This is a genomic window from Desulforamulus ruminis DSM 2154 (genome assembly GCF_000215085.1).
GTDB lineage: Bacteria > Bacillota > Desulfotomaculia > Desulfotomaculales > Desulfotomaculaceae > Desulfotomaculum > Desulfotomaculum ruminis.
Map to the genome: position 1 here is coordinate 3,648,109 of NC_015589.1, position 18,819 is coordinate 3,666,927.

15 protein-coding genes are annotated in these 18,819 nt (G+C 50.7%); 5 read left to right on the top strand and 10 right to left on the bottom strand.

Going from position 1 to position 18,819, the window contains the following annotated elements; genetic code table 11:
• Positions 1-54: 54 nt before the first annotated feature.
• The 9 genes from rpoN to uvrC all read right to left on the bottom strand — a co-directional run bounded on the left by rpoN (position 55) and on the right by uvrC (position 10,577).
• Positions 55-1,479 carry an RNA polymerase factor sigma-54 gene (rpoN, locus tag DESRU_RS18140; RefSeq protein WP_013843548.1) on the bottom strand — a complete coding sequence of 475 codons (1,425 nt, stop codon included), beginning with the start codon at positions 1,477-1,479 and terminating at the stop codon, positions 55-57.
• A gap of 125 nt (positions 1,480-1,604) precedes the next feature.
• Positions 1,605-2,618, bottom strand: coding sequence for an MBL fold metallo-hydrolase (locus DESRU_RS18145; protein ID WP_013843549.1), 1,014 nt, complete (start codon positions 2,616-2,618; stop codon positions 1,605-1,607).
• The gene (gene whiA, locus DESRU_RS18150) at positions 2,593-3,567 is read right to left on the bottom strand and encodes a DNA-binding protein WhiA (protein ID WP_013843550.1); all 975 of its coding nucleotides are present in this window, start codon (positions 3,565-3,567) and stop codon (positions 2,593-2,595) included. The genes DESRU_RS18145 and whiA overlap by 26 nt, the downstream gene beginning before the upstream one ends.
• A gap of 445 nt (positions 3,568-4,012) precedes the next feature.
• Complete coding sequence (locus DESRU_RS18155) at positions 4,013-4,837, bottom strand: polysaccharide deacetylase family protein (RefSeq protein ID WP_013843551.1); 825 nt, start codon at positions 4,835-4,837, stop codon at positions 4,013-4,015.
• 264 nt (positions 4,838-5,101) lie between these two features.
• Positions 5,102-6,442 carry a gluconeogenesis factor YvcK family protein gene (locus DESRU_RS18160; RefSeq protein ID WP_013843552.1) on the bottom strand — a complete coding sequence of 447 codons (1,341 nt, stop codon included), beginning with the start codon at positions 6,440-6,442 and terminating at the stop codon, positions 5,102-5,104.
• Between the two features lie 11 nt (positions 6,443-6,453).
• Positions 6,454-7,323 (bottom strand): RNase adapter RapZ, encoded by an 870-nt coding sequence (gene rapZ, locus DESRU_RS18165; RefSeq protein ID WP_013843553.1) that lies wholly within the window; start codon positions 7,321-7,323, stop codon positions 6,454-6,456.
• Between the two features lie 179 nt (positions 7,324-7,502).
• A complete protein-coding gene (locus DESRU_RS18170) occupies positions 7,503-7,754 on the bottom strand; it encodes an HPr family phosphocarrier protein (protein WP_013843554.1) in 252 nt (83 codons plus the stop codon).
• A gap of 85 nt (positions 7,755-7,839) precedes the next feature.
• Positions 7,840-8,652: a Cof-type HAD-IIB family hydrolase gene (locus tag DESRU_RS18175; protein WP_013843555.1), complete on the bottom strand. Its 813-nt coding sequence runs from the start codon at positions 8,650-8,652 to the stop codon at positions 7,840-7,842.
• A 59-nt stretch (positions 8,653-8,711) separates the two neighbouring features.
• Entirely contained in the window at positions 8,712-10,577 is a 1,866-nt protein-coding gene (gene uvrC, locus DESRU_RS18180; protein ID WP_013843556.1) for an excinuclease ABC subunit UvrC, read from the bottom strand.
• Between the two features lie 226 nt (positions 10,578-10,803).
• On the opposite strand from uvrC, the gene DESRU_RS18185 reads away from it, so the two are divergent.
• The 5 genes from DESRU_RS18185 (at position 10,804) to DESRU_RS18205 (ending at position 15,604) form a co-directional block, all read left to right on the top strand.
• Positions 10,804-11,433, top strand: coding sequence for a TetR/AcrR family transcriptional regulator (locus DESRU_RS18185; protein ID WP_013843557.1), 630 nt, complete (start codon positions 10,804-10,806; stop codon positions 11,431-11,433).
• 69 nt (positions 11,434-11,502) lie between these two features.
• Positions 11,503-12,564, top strand: coding sequence for an HlyD family secretion protein (locus DESRU_RS18190; RefSeq protein WP_013843558.1), 1,062 nt, complete (start codon positions 11,503-11,505; stop codon positions 12,562-12,564).
• Between the two features lie 2 nt (positions 12,565-12,566).
• Positions 12,567-13,274 (top strand): ATP-binding cassette domain-containing protein, encoded by a 708-nt coding sequence (locus tag DESRU_RS18195; protein WP_013843559.1) that lies wholly within the window; start codon positions 12,567-12,569, stop codon positions 13,272-13,274.
• Positions 13,267-14,397: an ABC transporter permease gene (locus DESRU_RS18200; protein WP_013843560.1), complete on the top strand. Its 1,131-nt coding sequence runs from the start codon at positions 13,267-13,269 to the stop codon at positions 14,395-14,397. The genes DESRU_RS18195 and DESRU_RS18200 overlap by 8 nt, the downstream gene beginning before the upstream one ends.
• Before the next feature lie 13 nt (positions 14,398-14,410).
• Entirely contained in the window at positions 14,411-15,604 is a 1,194-nt protein-coding gene (locus DESRU_RS18205; RefSeq protein WP_013843561.1) for an ABC transporter permease, read from the top strand.
• A gap of 179 nt (positions 15,605-15,783) precedes the next feature.
• Here the strand turns inward: DESRU_RS18205 and uvrA are convergent, their stop codons facing one another.
• Positions 15,784-18,663, bottom strand: coding sequence for an excinuclease ABC subunit UvrA (uvrA, locus tag DESRU_RS18210; protein WP_013843562.1), 2,880 nt, complete (start codon positions 18,661-18,663; stop codon positions 15,784-15,786).
• Positions 18,664-18,819 lie beyond the last annotated feature (156 nt).

The following is an 18,819-nucleotide window of genomic DNA, read 5'->3' on the forward strand; positions in this document are numbered from 1 at the left end:
AATAAATCCAATATCCCTGCCTCAACATGAAAATTTTTAGGTTTCTTGGTAAAATTAATATCTTCTACGCCGGCTGGTGGAGGGAATGCCCAGTTCATCCCGGTACTTGGTTACCGTGCGGCGGGAAATGGTAATTCCCCGGCTGCCAAAGAGTTCGGCAATCTTCTGATCGCTTAAGGGATTAGCGGGATTTTCCTCTTGTATAATCTCCTGTAAAATCTTCTTTAAACTTTCGGCGGATACCTGCGTGCCGCTGGCTGCATTCAGTCCGGTGGAAAAGAAATATTTCATCTCAAACACCCCCTGGGGCGTTTGAATGTATTTATTGGAAGTGGCCCGGCTGACGGTGGATTCATGGACGCCAACCACCTCCGCCACCTTTTTCAAATTCAGGGGTTTTAAATATTTCACCCCATAGTCAAGAAAATCCCTTTGCATTTCCACCAGGCAGTTGGCCACCTTATACAGGGTAAGCCTTCTCTGCTCAATACTGCGAATAAGCCAAGCCGCCGAATTTAACTTTTCCTCCACAAAACGCTTGGTATCGGAATCAGCATCGCTCCCCTTGGCCAGAACATTGCGGTAGGTATTATTGATGGTCAGCCGGGGAATGGCCACATCATTGACTAGAATAATGTACTGATCCTCTATCTTCTCCAATACCACATCCGGGAGAATATAGCGGGTGTCGTTCTCATGGCTGAAATTACGCCCGGGCTTGGGCTCCAATTTTTTCAACAGATCCGCGGCCCGCTGCACTTCCCGGGGAGAAACATTTAGTTTTGAGGCAATTTTGGCCAGCCGTCCTTCGGCCAAATCGGAAAGATGGTCGGCGATAAGCAGCCGAACAATGGGGTCATCCTCCCCCTTGAGGTCTAGTTGAATATTGAGACACTCCTGTAAATCTCTCGCCCCCACTCCCGGAGGATCAAAACTCTGCAAAATTTGCAGAGCCTGTTCCAGTTGCTCCATTTCTACTCCCAACTGGTCCCGGGCCTCTTCCAGGGTGATGCCGAGGTAACCCCGGGCATCCATATTGCCGATAAAATATTGTACAATTTTTCTTAAATCTTCATTAACAGAACTGATTAAGCCCAATTGAAAGGTTAAATGATCTACCAGGGTCGGGGCCTGGCTTAAAAAGTTTTCGTAAGCGGGCTGTTCCGATATTTCCCGCTGACCACGGTTGGGATAAATCCCCAGGTCACTGCCGTCATGAAAATATTCAACCCAGTCGGGATCGAATTCTTTTTTTTCGGCAACGGCTGAAAGCGGGTCCTCTTGATCTCTTTCTGTTTCCTCTCCTCGTTCCCCATCATGGTCCCGGGTTTCCAAGAGCGGGTTCTCCAAAACCTGTTCTTCCACATAGTGGGTTAGTTCCAGTGAAGACATCTGCAAAACAGTGATGGCTTGACGAAGTTCAGGCGTCATCATCAGCTTTTGAGTCTGCTCCAGGTTAAGACCAAAATCCATTCGCAAGCTCCATCACCCTCCTTAGTCTAACCAGCAGCCATAAACATCATGATAAATCTTTACAAGGTTTCTATATTAACCTTCTCAGATAAACTTTTTTTATGATTTTCTCAAACACTTTTTCTCAATGGTTAACCGGATCCATTGTCTTCTCCCGGCGGGCCTAACTGTTGACTGATATTATAGACCCCTCCGTCCTCGGCATAGAGGGTTGGAATTCCGGTTTTCTTTTCCACGAATTGCGCCATGGCGGGGCGAAGATCTTCCGGCCAAAGGCAGCAGTGGTTAAAGTGAGTTATAAAACAAAGTTTTACCCTGCTGTGCTGAAGCAGATGAGATAAACCCAGGGTGGTTATATGCCGGTGGGCATAAACATTATGAGTGGTTACATTGGCAATTAAAACATCCACCTGACTAAAGGCTTCTTTAATATCCTTACGGCAATCCACCACATCAATCAGGTCCATAATAGGCCCCCGCCAGCCCATATCCACCACTCCTGTTGGAGTGGTATAGCTTTGAATATAGCTGGTATCGCTGGTGTAACCAATGGTCATCCCGCCGGTATCCAGGATAAAACCATAGTTTTCCCCGGCGTGGTGAACGGGCACCGGTGTTAGTGTGATGTTTTTCAAGGTTATAGGCCGGTTGGGCTCCAAGGGCACCACGGTAGGCCCTCCCTTGTAACCGGACAAGGTGCGGTTCAATCCCTGGTGATAACGGCTTAAAAGGTGGTCCCGCTCCAGCACCTGCCCAGGGGCCAGAAGGTAGCCCCGGCGGGAGAACATGCCCCAGCACATCCCCTCAATAACCGCCTCTGCCCCGGCATAATGATCCAGATGTCCATGAGATATGTAAACAGCATCCAAAGTCCCCAGGTCGATGCCGGCGTCCTTTGCCCGGACCACCGCTCCGGGGCCTGGATCCACATACAGCCGGACCCCTTCTACCATTAGAACAAACCCGGCGGTATGCGGCACCTGACTGAAAACAGCCTCCGGGTTGCCTCCGGTGCCCAGAAAGGTCACCGTCACGCCCGGGGGAGACGCCTCCGGCTCTTCCCGATGGCGCCAGCGGCTGAAAGATTCCGCCGCAGCCTGAGCGGTTTTTTTTCGCAAGTCAGCGTCCATCTTTTCCAGCGTCATGGCGATCCTTCCTTGAGCGAACCTTTTCAGCCAATCGTTCCAGCTTGCGCATGCGGTGATTTACGCCGGACTTCCCCACCGGAGGGTCCCAGAGCTCTCCCAGTTCCTTCAGGCTGGCATCCGGGTACTGCAATCTTAACTCCGCGGCCTCCCGGAGGGACCGGGGCAGCTTCTCCAAACCGATGGTGTCCGCCAGATATTGAATATTATCCAACTGCCGTACAGCCGCATTGACTGTTTTATTTAAATTGGCCGTTTCACAGTTTACCAGCCGGTTGACCTGGTTGCGCATATCTTTATAAATTCGCACGTTCTCAAAATCCAGCAGCGCCGAGTGAGCCCCCATATGATTCAGGCACTCTACAATTTGTTCACTGCCTTTGAGGTAAACCACATACCAGTTTTTACGCGGACTCACCTTGGCGGACAGGTTAAATTTTTGCATCAGACCGGCAATATCCCGGGCATGGGGCAAGTTGTCGGTTATGATTTCCAGATGGTAGGTACCCTCAGGATTATTTACAGAGCCGCCTCCCAAAAAGGCGCCTCTCAGATAGGCCCTGCGGCAGCAATCCCAGGTTACCAGCTTTTCCGCAATACCCTCTTCGGACAAGGCAAAGCCACCCTCCACCATTCCCAGGGCCTTGAGAATTTCCATCACTCCTGGCTGGGGAGGTATTCGAACTAAATATACATTGTTTTTACGAAGTCTCACCTTGCGTCGGACTAAAACTTCTGTGGAAAGTCCAAATAAACTTTTCACTAATTTAAAAATTTTTCGAGCTGTGGCCGCATTCTCGGTAACAATGTTCAAGGAAAGTTGCTTTTGCCCGCTGATCTGTACACTTCCATCCATTTTTATCAGGGCAGACAATTCTGCCACCCGGCAACATTTCTTTGTGCCGATAATTCTCGCTAATTCATCTTTCGTCACAGCCGAGAAGGACATGGTCGACCCCTCCACTCCGTAGGTGTATTATACCACATAATGCCAAAGCCTTAATAATATATTGTTTTTAGTAAAGATCATCGGGCAAATCGGTATCCGGAGAGGAACTAAATTGATTACCTCTTTTGACAAGAAAATAATTTGCTTTATCGGCATGCCGGTATTAGGATTAGTAACTGGTGCCATATCTTATACTGCATCCAAGGATACTCCCGTAAATCAATAGCTTCAAAAACGGCAAATGACACCTAAGACTATCCCTTGCAACTATCTGTGAATGATTGAGAGGAAGATACCGTTCACCCGCGGTGGAGGAGTAAGATTTGGGGTGAAATAGCTCGCTCAAGGAAAACATCGGGGTCCGGCTATCCGTTATCGTTTTCAGCCATCGGATTAAAACCGAATGACAGAAAACAACCGACAGCCAGACCCCAAGAACAGCTCGTTAATATTTATGCAGTTGCTCAATAAATTTCTCGTTGCTGTAACGACCGGTGATACGGACCCGGGGAATTTTGTACGGGTTGCAGCCTAGATCGTCCAGCCCCAACCGGGTGGTAACCGCAGCCCGGTATCCGGCCTGCTTTACCAGCTCGGCTACCTGATCGTTGTGACTGCCGTAGGGATAGCAGAATACTTCCACCGGTTTTTTCAGTCCATGTTCCAAGACCCGTTTGGATTCCTCTATTTCGTAACGGGCCGTTTCGGGAGATACCTCCGCCAGATGGGGATGATCCACCGTATGAGAACCGATGGTAAACCCGGCCTTGTCCAATTCCCGGAGTTCATGCCAATCCATCATTTTATTCACCGGTTGAAGTTTTTTCTCCACATCAAAGAAGTTGGTATTGCCAATGGACTGGGTCACTACAAAAACCGTCCCGGTAAAACCATATTTCTTCATAATGGGATAAGCAAATTCATAATTGTCCTTATAGCCGTCATCAAAGGTGATGACAATGGGTCGATCGGGCAGATGTTTGCCCTTTTCAAAGTGATCCATAACATCCGTTAAGGAAACTGTTTCGTAATAATTTTTCTTTAAATATTTCATCTGCCATTCAAATTGATCCGGAGGAACCCTTAGGCCTAAGCCGCCGGTGCGGGGGTCGGGGTTCACCTTGTGGTACATTAGAATAGGAATTCTATGTGATTTTTTATATTGGGCATTCGAGGGTATCGCATTATATTGGTACTGGTACCAGAAGCCTGTCCCAACCAATGCCAGAACTATTGCTGCAGCTAGAGCGAATACTAAGTTACGCTTCACCCGGGCAAGCAACCTCCTTTAGACTTTTGGGTAATACCTTTTGTCTTGCCTTAAAGGCATTCCTATTAAGTCCTGTTGTTAGCCTCAAAGGCTTTTCTATAGAGTCAGTTGTTCGTTGTATCCCTTGCAAATACACATTATAACCAACGAACTAATTCGATTTGACAGGACCCCAAATATGTGCAGTATTAGGCCAGCAACAGAACCTCAAGAAATACAGCATAAGTCTAACAACTTGACCCTAAATCATACTTGGTAGCCTCTTCATCTTTTAGCTGTTTGTCGAAATCCCCGGGAGGGCTGATATATCCTTAAGGATTCCTGTCCGGAAGCAGCCGCCTTTGGATTTGAAATAATTTCCATAATGGCATAGGCCAGCTTCTCCGGCTGGTGCCTTACCACATTGGTATGCTGCACTAAATATTTAGAATAAATTTTTATGCCCAAGTCCTCCAGGCGGTTGGCGTCCACCTTAACGGGCCTGGCATTTTGCTCCCGGTATTTTTTAAGCAGCCGGGAAGGAATGGGTTCGCTGTTTACCAGTATATGCTCAACCACCGGGCCGGCATGATCTAAAATAGCCTTAACATGATCATAGACGGAATAGCCTCTGGTTTCTCCCGGTTGGGTCATAATATTGCAAATGTAAATTTTCTGGGCGGGAGAAGTTTGAATGGCCTGGGCCATGCCATCCACCAGCAGATTGGGTATAACGCTGGTGTACAGGCTTCCCGGTCCCAAAATAACGGCATCGGCCTCCTTAATGGCCGCCAGGGCCTCAGGTAAGGGCTGGCATAGGTGAGGACGCAGAAATACCCGGTTAATCCGACAGGTGGTGGCAGAAATATTGCATTCCCCAAAAATCACGCGCTTATCTTCCAGATCCGCTCCCAAAACCACATTTTCCAGGGTTGCAGGCAGCACCTGGCCCCGGATGGCCAGCACCTTGGACAGGGCCTTTACGGCTCCGTCAAATCCCCCGGATACATCATTCAGACCGGCTAGAAGAAGATTGCCCAGGTTATGGCCTGCTAACTCACCACTGTCAAAGCGATACTGAAGCACTTCCTCCATCAGGGTTTCTTTGTCTGCCAAAGCCACCAGACAATTGCGAATATCCCCGGGAGGCAAAATCCCCAGGTTATACCGTAAACGACCGGAACTGCCGCCATCGTCGGTAACGGCCACGATGGCCGTAATGTTGCTGGTGTATTCCTTCAGCCCCTTTAAAAGACTGGAAAGGCCGGTTCCCCCTCCGATCACCACCACCTTCGGACCCCTCTGCAGGGATCTGCGCTGGTAAATGGTTTCCACCAGTTTTTCCGATTGATCCGGTCGAACAACACCCATTACCGACCGCAAAGCCATTTTAAAGCCGTAACCCATCATTGTCAGGCCAAAAAGAACCGCCAGCACTCCAAGCAGCCACTGGGGGAAATCAGTTAGCCGATTAGCCAGCGTATCCATGACGGCCGTCATCCAGCCAACCAGATGGCGATCCAGTAACGCCAGCCCTAGACCCAGGACCGGAAGTCCCAGCAAACCTAGAAAAAGCCAACGTTTTACTTTCATTCCTGGAGAAAGCCATTTGATAAATGAGGCCATTTTTCCACCGCCTATACTCGCATGATATCCCGGTGCCGTACATTCACACGGTAGCCTTTCTGAAGCAGTATTTCTCCCAACTTATTGGCCAGGGTTACCGAACGGTGCATGCCCCCGGTACAGCCAATGGCAATCATCAGGGTTGCTTTACCTTCGTTTTCATAATGGGGAATTAAGAAATTGACGAAGTCCGTTAGTTTCTCCATGAATTGATTGGTCACATCATGGGACATCACATGCCGCTGTACCGGTTCGTCGTTTCCGGTCAAACAGCGCAGCTCCGGAATATAATGGGGATTGGGCAAAAAACGGACGTCCAGCACCAGGTCGGAGTCCAGGGGAATGCCATATTTGTAGCCAAAGGAAATAACCGTAATCAACAGCCGGTTACGGTCCTCCTTGTCCCCGCCATACTGGGTAATAATCTGCTCCTTCAACTGATTGTTGGATACATTGGAGGTGTCAATAATTTTATTGGCCCGCCCCCGGATTTCCTGAAGCAGTTCCCTTTCTTCCCGGATCACTGCCAGTACTTCCCCGTGATTATCCAAAGGATGACGCCGACGGGACTCCTTATATCTACGCACCAGGGTCTCATCGGAGGCTTCCAAAAATAAAATTTCATATTTGTAACCCTGTTGGCTAAAATCTTTCAACACCTCGGTAAGCTGATGAAAAAAAGTCCCTCCCCGAATGTCAACCACCAGGGCGCTCTTATCAATTTTACCATTGGATTGGGCCACCAGTTCCGCAAATTTCGGGATCAAAGCCGGGGGTAGATTATCCACACAAAAGTAGCCTAAATCCTCTAAACTCTGGATGGCCTGGGTTTTGCCCGCTCCGGACATCCCTGTTACAATGAGCAATCTTGGCTCAGCCACCTTCTCACCCCCTGAAAAAATACAAGCGTACACTTATTTTAATCGGACATGGGACAGAAAGCAAACACAGATGGTGGCAGGGGTGGGCGAGTTTGTAAAAAATTCAGGTTTAGATCAGTATATTGAATTTCCCGCCTGAAAGGTGCCAGTAAACACCTGGCCCGCCTGTTATTTCCTGCCTATCTTCCATCCTCCAGCAGACTGCTTAATACATCCATGGCCAGGGCGGCGTCTTCCCCGTCCACCGACAGAATCAGTTCTTCTTCCTGGTGATTGGCCAGTTCCATAACGCTCATCATGCTTTTTCCATTTACCCTGTGGCCACCCTTCTCCAGGGTGACCTCCGAAAGAAACTGGTTGGCTGCCTTAACGAACTTTGCCGCTGGCTGAGCTTTCAATTGGTTTGGACCATGCAGGCACTTTTTTAACATCCAAAGTCCCCCTCGGATTGGAATTCTTTTCGTTATGAATCATTGAACGGGCCGGCAGGTATTAATATTCTCATCCAATCGGTTTTCAATCCTCAAAGATGAATTTGGCAATGACTTCGGCAACACCGTCCTGCTCGTTGGATTGGGTGATATAATCCGCTTTTGCTTTTATATCGGGACAGGCATTGCCCATCACCACACCCAGTCCCGCATATTCAATCATTTCCAGGTCGTTATAGCTGTCCCCCACGGCAATCACCTGGTCTCTGGTTAAGTCCCAGCGGCGGGCCAGGGTATCCAGAGCATGGCCTTTGGTCGCCTCCGGGTGGGAAAGCTCTAAAAAATGAGGTTTGGATTTGCAAATATGCAGGGTTTTGCCAAAACGATCCAACATTTGCTCACCCAATTCATCCATGGCGGTTTCTTCTCCCACCACCAGCACTTTAGTAGGGGCCACCCCCCGCTTATCCAGGAGTTTTACCAAATCCCCCACCGGATAAATGGGTACCCCTGATATTTTCCGGTATTTTTCAGCCTCCGGAGTCAGCTTTCCCACATAAAGGTTATCGTCCAAATAAACGTTTACATGATGCCCTTGGGAACTAGCCAGAGCCACCGCTTCCCGGGCCAGTTCCAGGGGCAGCGGACGGTGCAGCAGAACTTCTTCGGTGGCAACTTCCTTTATCAAGGCACCCTGGTAAGTAATTAGGGGCAGGTTCAGCTCCAGCTCGCGGGCGTAGGGCAGAGCCGACCGGTACATTCTGCCGGTAGCCAAGGTCACATGGACTCCCGCGTCTCTAGCCCTGCGGATCGCTTCCTTGGTTCGCGGGGATATTTGAAGCCGGCTGTTCAGCAGGGTATCATCCAGATCAATGGCTAGCATACGGTATCGTGTCAAGAGTGTTCCTCCTTTGTTTTTAGACTTTGGAGCATTTATTTCGGGTCCTGTTGTTAGCCTCAAGGGCATTCCTCCCGAAAATACCTCCACACCGCCTCGGCGGACTTCATGTTCATACCCGGCACCTTGGCCAGTTCTTCCAGCGAAGCCTGTTGAATTGCTGCCAGATTTTTATAGGCCTTGTAAAGCTCACGGCGGCGCACCGCGCCAATGCCGTCTATTTCATCCAACAAGGATTTAAGATTTCTTCGGGTGCGCAGTTTCCGGTGGTAGGTTACCGCAAAGCGATGGGCCTCATCCCTAAGCCGCTGCAGTATCTGCAGTCCCTTGGACTCCCGGGGCAGCCGGATGGGGTCCGGACGTCCCGGTGCGAAAAGCAGTTCTTCTTCCTTGGCCAGGCCAAAGGTGGCAATATGGGCAAAGCCCTGCTCCAGCATGGCTTCCCGAGCTGCGGAGAGCTGCCCTTTGCCGCCGTCGATAATGATTAAATCCGGCAGCCGGATAAATTTCGCCTGTTTGAGGGTTATCTCTCCCCGTTCCAAAAGGGCCTGTTCTTCCCTGGCCTGGGCGAAACGCCGGGTTAAGGTCTCATGCATGGAAGCAAAGTCGTTGGCTCCCTGGACCCAGCGAATCTTAAATCTCCGGTACTGGTCCTTTTTAGGCCGCCCTTCTTCAAAAACCACCATGGAGGAAACAGTTTCCGTCCCCTGGATGTTGGAAATATCGTAGCATTCCATCCGGTGGGGAGGCTTCTCCAAACCCAGGGCCGCCATCAGTTCGGACAGGGCTCCGTCCACCGCTTCCCGGTTGGCCTGGCGCTGCAGTTGGGTCTGTTCCAAAGACAGCAAAGCGTTTTGAGCCGCCATTTCCACCAGTTTCTGTTTATCCCCCCGTTTAGGGGTTTTGATGACCACCCGGCTGCCTCTCAGTTTACTGAGCCAGGCTGTCAGCAGCTCCGGATTGGCGATCTCTTCGGACAGGAGTAATTCAGCGGGGATAAACTCCGTTTGATTGTAAAACTGCTGGATAAAGGCGGCCATAATTTCTCCCCGCTCCAGGATATCGGTACCTTCCAGGAAATAATGCTCCCGGCCGATGAGCTTGCCGCTCCGGATAAAAAATACAGTCAGGCAGGACTCATCAAAACCTCTGGCCATGGCAATCACATCCTGGTCCACCCCTTCGGTGGATACCACCTTTTGCCGCTCTACAATCTTTTCCACCGCCCGCACTTGGTCCCGCAGTTCCGCAGCCTTTTCAAACTCCAGATTTTCCGCAGCCTCTTCCATGCGCTGCCGTAATCGTTTGATTAGATCCTCCTGCCGTCCTTCTAGAAACAGCACCACTTCGTTAACGGTTTCCCGGTAGGTTTGCCGCTCCACCAGACCGCAGCAGGGACCCAGACAGCGTTTAATGTGGTAATTCAGACAGGGACGATCCCTAGGACTCAGTTCCCGCTGCTTGCAGGTGCGCAAAGGAAAAATTTTTTTCAGCAGCCGCATGGTTTCATTGACCGCCCCCACATTGGTGAAGGGACCAAAATAGCGCGCACGGTCTTTGAGCACCCGGCGGGTTAGATATACCCGGGGAAAATCCTCATGAACAGTTACCTTGATATAAGGATAGGTTTTATCATCCTTTAAGAGGATATTGTACTTGGGACGGTGTTCTTTGATCAGGTTATTTTCTAAAATCAGGGCTTCCATTTCGGAATCGGTGACAATGAAATCCAGATCTACGGCCCGACTGAGCATGGCCTTCACTTTGGGCGCCTGTTTGGCCCCGGCCTGAAAGTACGAGCGAACCCGGTTCTTTAGGGACACCGCCTTGCCCACATAGATAACCTGTCCGTCTTCATTTTTATATAAATAAACCCCTGGGCGGGCCGGAATGTTTTTAATTTTTTCCGATAACGGCAGTTTCATCACCCCACGCTTACTGAATTCAATGGATGGCTTTTATTTGACTGCTAATCCTATTTTATCACTTCCGGGCCAGGGGAATAGTAAGAATTTCTTAAACTAGTATTGCCCTGGCCTGGCATAAAAAAGATCTTGTCCTCCGTCTTGACAACGGGATGGTATAGGATCAAAATAGAGGCATAAAAGTAAGTAACTAGTTAGTTACTTTATTTCATCCCTGGAGGTTGTTATGAATCAAGAGGAAATGTCCCGGGCTGAGGAAAGTAAAAACCGGATACTTTTGGCGGCGGCGGGCGTCTTTTCGCGCAAAGGACTGCATGGGGCCAGAGTGGATGAGATTGCTGCCGCTGCCAAGATTAACAAACGAATGATCTACCATTACTTTGAAAGTAAGGAAAACCTGTATGTGGAGGTGCTTCGCTACAACCTTCAAAAGATCCAGCAGTTCAGTCAGGGAGCCTTTGTTCCAGGAGGGGATCCGGTGGAAAATGTAACCCGGACCCTGCGCCAATACTTCTATTTTCTGGCTGAGGATGAGGAATTTGTACGCCTGCTTAGTTGGGAGGCCCTGAACCGGGGCCACTACAGCAGTAAACTGCTGCCTCAGCTCTTTCATTTGTTCCAGTCGGACCTGGGACAAATCTTGCAGGAGGGCATTACCCGGAAAGTGTTTCGCCGGAATCTGGATGTGGGCCAAATTTTGCTGAGCATTCACGCCCTCTGCCTGGCTTATTTTACCCGCCGGGAGATGATGCAGCCCATAGGATCCGGCAATCGAATGTCCGGTGAAATGTTGGAAGACCGTCTGAACCATATCCTGGATCTGGTCTTTCAGGGAATTTTGAACCGGCCCGAATGAACTTAGCCGACGCCAAGCCCTTAAGAAAGTACTGTATAAATCCCATTTTGAACCGGAGGTGCAATCTTTATGGATGAGTTGCTAAAGGTACAGCAAAAGAAAAAGAAGATTCTGCTGCTGTTCCTGTCCTTGATGATTTTAGCTGCCCTGATCTTGGGCGGGTATTTTTATAAAATCCAAACCAAACAAGCCCGGGAGCAGGAGAGCCTGACGGCTACCGGAACCCTTGAGGCTACCCGGGTGATGGCGTCCTTTAAGGTAGCGGGCCGGATGGATGCCCTTCTGGTGGATGAAGGCGCCCGGGTAAAAAAGGGAGACCTTCTGGCTACCCTGGAACCGAAGGAACTGCAGGCCAAATTATCCCAAGCCCAGGGAGCCCATGAAGCAGCCCTGGCCGCCAGCCAGCAGGCCTCAGAGGCCGTTCCCCTCACCCGTCAGCAGGTGGAGGCCACCATTGCCCAATGCCAGGCCAAAGTAGAACAGGCCGCAGTCAAACTTCGCAGCGCCAAGCAGCTTTATGACCGCATGGTAGAGTTACATAAGGCCGGGGCCATCTCGGACAGTCAACTGGAGGATGCCACCAACAATTATGATGCCGCCCAACAACAGCAGGAAGAGGCCAAGGCCGCTTTGGCTCAAGCCGAAGCAGCCCGGCTGCAGGTGGAGGTCTCCCAGGCTCAATATGACGCTGCAGTGGGGCAGGTCAATCAGGCCCAAGGGGCATTGGAAGAGGCCAAGGCCTATTTGGAAAACAGCCAGTTAAAAGCCGCTATGGACGGATTCATTACGCAAAAGTACCTGGAGCAGGGTGAAATGCTGAATGCCGGAACCCCGGTCTTTGAAATCACCGACCTGGAACATACTTTTGTGAAAGTGTTTATCAGTGAAAAAAAGATCGGCCGGGTTCATCTGGGGCAGCAAGCCGAAATCAGAGTCCTTGCCTTCCCGGATAAAGTCTTTAAAGGAAAGGTTGTGTTTGTTAACAACGCCGGCGACTTTGCCGTGAAAAAAGCGGTGAACGAGCAAAATCAACATGATATCCGCAGCTTTGAGGTGAAAATTGATGTGCCCAACCAGGATCTTCTTTTAAAAGTAGGCATGACCGCCACTGTCAGGATATTGGAGGAATAAAGATGCAGCCTGTCATAAAAGCCCATGATGTGGTGCAGGTTCTCAATAAAAAAACCGTTTTAAAAGGGATTAACCTGGAAGTTCCTGCAGGGGAGGCCCTAGGCATCTTTGGCACCCGGGGAACGGGAAAAACCACTCTGCTCCATCTTCTGGCCGGTATCGATCAATTTCATTCCGGCAGGGTGGAAATTCTGGGGATGGATATCCAAAAGGACAATGCCTATAAAAAACACCTGGGACTGGTAACCCAGGAGCGCAGTTTATTCCGGGAATTAAAGGTGGCGGAGAATCTTGACTTTATTGCCACCCTGAGAGGCGGCAGCCGGGCCGTCCTCGGTCAATTGGTAAAGTCATTGGAATTAAATCCCTTATTAAAAGAACCGGTCTCCACCTTGGAAGACGGCGCCTATCAGCGGGTGGCCTTGGCCTGCGCCCTGTTGGGTGACCCTAAAATCTTATTAGCGGATGAGTTAATTCGGGATATTGATTTTTATTCTCAGAGATTGCTTCTAAAAATCGTACGGCAGTTTTTAAAAGAGGGCGGCACCTTTGTCTGCGGTTTTAGTCAGATGGATTATGCCGGACAGTTGAACCGGATAGCCTGGCTGACGGACGGCCAATTAACCTTCTACCGCCCGGAAGAAGCAGTAAAGGAATGGCAGAGACAGTTTCAGGAAATCAACCGACAGAGCGGTGAACCCCATGATTAGGGCCCTGATACAGCGGGAATTACTTTATTTGTGGCGGGACCGGGGACTGCGCAATATTTTGCTTTTCGGCTCGTTGCTGGGGCTGGCTTTGTTTTTCGCCACTTACAGTGCACAGGTTCTGCAAAATATCCCCACCGCGGTGGTGGATCTGGATCATTCCAGCGCCAGCCACCAGTTAATCGAAAAGGTTGCTCAGGCAGAGAATTTACAGGTGGCAGCCTACCCGGACAGTTATGAGGAAGCCGAGGAACTGATGAAACGGGGTAAAATCGTAGTAACCATGGTCATCCCGGAGAACTACGGCAAAACCCTTGCCTTGGGGCGTCAAGGCAACGTCTATATGGCCATCGACGGCAGTAACATGATCTACTCCACCAATGCCACCACAGCAGCACTGACCGTAGCTAAGACCATTAGCGCCCAGGCCGGGGTTAAGGCCCTGCTGGCCCGGGGATTTCAGCCCTCCGAAGCCCAAAATGCCTATCTGGGGGTGGAACTGCGGGAAGAAGCCTGGTTCAATCCCACCCTCAATTACGCCTACTTTCTGGTTTTGGCCTTGGTTCTAAACATCTGGCAGCAGTGTTGTACTCTGGCTGCAGCCACCAATATCATCAGCGAAACCGGCCGACCCAGTTGGAAGCAATTTAAAATGGCCGGCTTATCCAAGTGGACTTTATTTGCCAGCAAATCCGCTGTGCATATCGTCCTTTTTATGTTCATGGTACTGCCGGTGTACCTCATTTCCTTTGCTGTTTTTAAGGTGCCCCTGCACTGCAGCGGCTGGCTGTTGCTGTTCTTTACCCTGGCCTTTACCATCGCTTTGCACAGTGTGGGCACCTTTACTTCCAGCATTGGCCGGAATGCCGTGGATACCACCCGGTATGGCATGATCATTGCCCTGCCTTCCTTTATTTTATCCGGCTACGGTTGGCCTCTGGAGTCCATGCCGGCCTTTCTGCAGTCTCTGGTCAAACTGCTGCCCCAGACCTGGTTTTTCCAGGGTTTGAATTATTTAACCTTTAAAAATCCGGATCTGTCCTTTGTACAGACTTATTTTTGGGCTTTTGGTATCATCTCGGTGGTTTGTTACGGTGCAACGGCACTGTTGACATCCCGCAAGTAAGGGGGCCTTTTAATTGAGAGCAATTTTTACCATTGCTTGTTATGAAACCCTGCTGATTTTAAAGGACCGGACGCTCCGTTTGATGCTTTTTGTCGTTCCTTTGCTTTATGCCGTAGTTTTTGGTTTTGTTTATATGCAGGGAGTTCTCAGCCAGGTACCCCTGGCGATCGTGGATCTGGATCATTCGGCAGTCAGCCGGGAGGTTCGCACCTCCTTTGAAAACAGTCCTTATTTTCGCCTTGTGCCCGGTATAGAAAGTCCGGATCAACTGGAAAAAGCCATGCGGGAGGGAAAAGTCCGGGCGGGAATTGTAATCCCGGAGCAGTTTGCCCTGAATATTCAGAGACACCGGCCCACAGAACTGCTGGGGGTTTATGATGCTTCCAACCTGATCTGGGGGTATAACACCCGGCGCTATATGCGGGAGGTCGCCACTGATTTCAATACCCAGCAAACGGCGGCTTACTTAGCGGGCCTGGGTATTTCCAAAAATCAGATCCAGGGCATTATGAATACCGTGAATTTAAATTATGAGGTTTGGTATAATCCCACCTTTAGCTACGCCACCTACTTTTACCCGGGCCTGTTATTGATGGTTATTCATCAGATTTCCCTGCTGAGCGTCAGCCTGACCGTGACCCGGGAAAAAGAACGGAACACCTGGGTCCAGTATCTCAGTTCTTTCCTGCCTAGTTGGAAAATCTTTCTGGGTAAGGCTCTGCCCTACTTTATCGTCAATTTCTTTAACTATGCTTTGCTGCTGTGGATTGCCTCTTATTTTGTCAATGCCCGGCTGGAAGGTTCGGTGGGGTTGATTGTGCTCTTTGGGCTGCTTTTTGACATCATTATTACCTCTCTTGGCTTTTTGATTTCCGTTCATGCGCCCAATTCCCTGCAGGTAACCCGTTACCTCATGCTGATTTCCGTTCCGATTTTTATGGCCTCGGGCTTCAGTTGGCCCCAAAGCCATATTCCCCGGGCCGTCAACGCTTTGTCCTCCTTGCTGCCCTTTCCCTGGATGGCTGAGGCTTTCCGCATGATTACCGTGAAGAATCTGCCTCTAGCCTATGTGCTGAAGCACCTCTTAGTGCTGTTGGCTATGGCCGGGGGTTCCCTAGGTCTGGCCATGACCTTCAAAAAGAAGCGCCGTCCTCCTTCTTCCAGGGGGGTGGCGGTAAACAGCAGCCACAGTTATCCCGGCTTGTAAGCAAAAGAGGGCTGAGCAAAAGAAACACAGAATGTTCTACTGCTCAGCCCTTATTTACTAAAATAAAAGAATGGAACATGGATTTTACGGATTTCCGCGGATTGTCATGGATTGTCATGGATTTTTTAATGTTATTTAAAATCTGCGCCCATCCCTATGATCGTTCAAGCGTGTTCTATTTAGGCACTGACAATTAAGGAAGATATTTTTTTACCGCTCTCCAATGACTCCAGGGTACGCCGGCGGTCCCTTTCCAGAGCCGGCTTGAGGAAATGTCCGGTGTAAGAGGCGGAAACCCGGCAGATTTCTTCCGGTGCGCCGGTGGCCACCACCATCCCCCCTTTATTCCCGCCCTCGGGCCCCAGATCAATAATGTAATCCGCGGTTTTAATCACATCCAGGTTATGTTCAATCACCACCACGGTGCTGCCGTTTTCCACCAGACGGTGCAACACTTCCAGCAGCCGGGCAATATCATCGGTATGCAGCCCGGTGGTGGGCTCATCCAAAATATAAATGGTTCCGCCATTGGTTCGGCGGCTTAATTCCGTAGCCAGTTTCACCCGCTGGGCTTCGCCGCCGGAAAGTTCCGGGGCCGGCTGCCCCAGGCGGATATAACCCAGCCCTACATCCTGCAGGGTCTTGAGACGGCGGTGGATTTTGGGGATGTTGGCAAAAAACTCAACGGCCTCGTCCACTTCCATATTCAGTACATCGGCAATGCTTTTGCCCTTATATTTAACCTCCAGAGTTTCCCGGTTGTAGCGCAGTCCCTTGCACACCTCACAGGGCACGTAAACATCCGGCAGGAAGTGCATCTCAATCTTAATGATGCCGTCTCCCTGGCAGGCTTCGCAGCGGCCGCCCTTTACGTTAAAGCTGAAGCGGCCGGGTTTATAACCCCGCACCTTGGCTTCGGGCAGTTGGGTAAACAGTTCCCGGATATCCCCGAAAACCCCGGTATAGGTCGCCGGATTGGAGCGGGGCGTACGGCCGATGGGAGACTGGTTGACATCAATCACCTTTTCCAGGTGCTCCAGTCCCTCCACGGTCAGATGCTGGCCGGGCTTTCCTTTGGCCCGGTGCAGTTTCTGGGCCAGGGTTTTATAAAGGATTTCATTCACCAGGGTGCTCTTGCCTGAGCCGGATACTCCGGTAACACAGGTGAACACACCCAAGGGAAATTCCACATCAATTTTCTTTAAATTATTTTCCTCCGCCCCCCGGACCACCAGGCTGCAACCCTTTCCAAGACGGCGGTTAAGGGGCACCGGGATAAATTTTTCGCCGCTGAGATACTGGCCGGTAATGGACTCCGGTATCTTTATAATTTCTTCCATGGTGCCGGCCGCCACCAACCGGCCTCCGTGCTGGCCGGCCCGGGGACCAATATCAATGACATGGTCGGAAACCCGGATGGTGTCTTCGTCATGCTCCACCACAATGAGGGTATTGCCCAGGTTCCGTAACCTTTCCAGGGTGGCAATCAGCCGCTGGTTGTCCCGCTGGTGCAGGCCGATGCTGGGCTCGTCCAGAATATACAGCACGCCCATGAGGCCGGAACCGATCTGGGTCGCCAGTCGGATGCGCTGAGCCTCGCCGCCGGAAAGGGTCCCGGCGGCCCGGTTTAAGGTCAGATAATCCAGACCAACATTGACCAGAAAGCCCAGTCGTTCGTTAATCTCCTTAAGGATCTGGCGGGCAATCATCTGTTCCCGGGGAGTCAGGTCCAGGGCGGCAAAAAATTGAACCGCCTCGGATACCGGCAGGGCGGTAACCTGGGCAATGTTTCTGCCTCCCACCTTCACCGCCAGGGCTTCGGGTTTCAAGCGGTCCCCGCCGCAACTGGGACAGGGTTTAATGCTCATATATTTTTCAAATTCTTCCCGCATGGATTCGGACTGGGTTTCCCGGTAACGCCGGGAAAGGTTGCCGATAATGCCTTCAAAGGGAACCTCGTAACGATGTAAATGGCCGTAACCGTCCCGGTAGTTAAATTTTACCTTTTCATGCCCGGTCCCGTAAAGGATGGCCTGGAGCTGTTTCGGCGTCAGTTGCTCCATGGGGCTGTCCAGGCTGAAGTCGTATTTCTCCGCCAGCCCGGCCAGGTAACCGGCGGCAATTTGCCCCTTGTGCCAGCCCTCAATAGCCCCTTCCCGGATGCTTTTGGACGGATCGGGAATAATCAGTTCCGGATCAAATTCATGGTTGACCCCCAGGCCGGTGCAGGCCGGGCAGGCTCCGTGGGGGTTGTTAAAGGAAAACAGCCGGGGGCTGATCTCGGCAATATTAATGCCGCAGTCGCTACAGGCAAAGTTTTCGGAAAAAGTATACTCCTCCCCTTCCAGCACCGAGGCCACCACCATGCCCTCGCTTTGTTTGAGGGCGGTTTCCAGGGAGTCCGCCAGCCTCTTTTCGCTGCCGGGGCGGATAATCACGCGGTCCACCACAATCTCTACGGTATGTTTTTTCTTTTTGTCCAGGGCGGGCGGTTCGGCAACGTCATAAATCTCTCCATTGACCCGGACCCGCACAAAGCCGTTGCGCCGGATCTCTTCAAAGATTTTTACATGCTCCCCTTTTTTACCCCGCACCACCGGAGCCAGAAGCTGCAGCTTGGTCCCCTCGGGCAGGACCATCAACTGGTCCACCATTTGCTGAATGGTTTGCTGGGTAATGGGTTGGCCGCACTTGGGACAGTGTGCCCTGCCGGCCCGGGCAAAGAGCAGGCGCAGGTAATCATAGATTTCCGTGACGGTGCCTACGGTAGACCGGGGATTGTGGCTGGTAGTCTTTTGGTCGATGGAAATGGCCGGGGATAACCCTTCAATATAATCCACATCGGGCTTGTTCATCTGTCCCAGGAACTGCCGGGCATAGGCTGAAAGGGATTCCACGTAGCGGCGCTGCCCTTCGGCGTAAATGGTATCAAAGGCCAGGGAGGATTTTCCTGAACCCGATAAGCCTGTAATCACCACCAGTTTATCCCTGGGTATTTCCACATCAATATTTTTGAGATTATGGGCACGGGCCCCCCGTACCACGATCTTGTCCTGCATGAGCTTACTCCTTATTTGACTTATAAATATTTCTTTGGGCTCCGGTGGTTTCCCTAAAAAGCTTTTCTCCGGTCCCGCTGTTCGTCGTTCGTATATAGGTATTTCTTTAAGGACTCTTTCTTAAATATACTTTATCTTACAAAAAATAACAACCGC

What these genes read in the sequence shown, in the direction of transcription:
- whiA (WP_013843550.1), bottom strand. Translation starts at nt 3,567, where the DNA reads ATGTCCTTCTCGGCTGTGACGAAAGATGAATTAGCGAGAATTATCGGC.
- DESRU_RS18145 (WP_013843549.1), bottom strand. Translation starts at nt 2,618, where the DNA reads ATGACGCTGGAAAAGATGGACGCTGACTTGCGAAAAAAAACCGCTCAG.
- DESRU_RS18200 (WP_013843560.1), top strand. Translation starts at nt 13,267, where the DNA reads ATGATTAGGGCCCTGATACAGCGGGAATTACTTTATTTGTGGCGGGAC.
- DESRU_RS18185 (WP_013843557.1), top strand. Translation starts at nt 10,804, where the DNA reads ATGAATCAAGAGGAAATGTCCCGGGCTGAGGAAAGTAAAAACCGGATA.
- DESRU_RS18170 (WP_013843554.1), bottom strand. Translation starts at nt 7,754, where the DNA reads ATGTTAAAAAAGTGCCTGCATGGTCCAAACCAATTGAAAGCTCAGCCA.
- uvrC (WP_013843556.1), bottom strand. Translation starts at nt 10,577, where the DNA reads ATGAAACTGCCGTTATCGGAAAAAATTAAAAACATTCCGGCCCGCCCA.
- DESRU_RS18195 (WP_013843559.1), top strand. Translation starts at nt 12,567, where the DNA reads ATGCAGCCTGTCATAAAAGCCCATGATGTGGTGCAGGTTCTCAATAAA.
- DESRU_RS18190 (WP_013843558.1), top strand. Translation starts at nt 11,503, where the DNA reads ATGGATGAGTTGCTAAAGGTACAGCAAAAGAAAAAGAAGATTCTGCTG.
- uvrA (WP_013843562.1), bottom strand. Translation starts at nt 18,663, where the DNA reads ATGCAGGACAAGATCGTGGTACGGGGGGCCCGTGCCCATAATCTCAAA.
- DESRU_RS18160 (WP_013843552.1), bottom strand. Translation starts at nt 6,442, where the DNA reads ATGGCCTCATTTATCAAATGGCTTTCTCCAGGAATGAAAGTAAAACGT.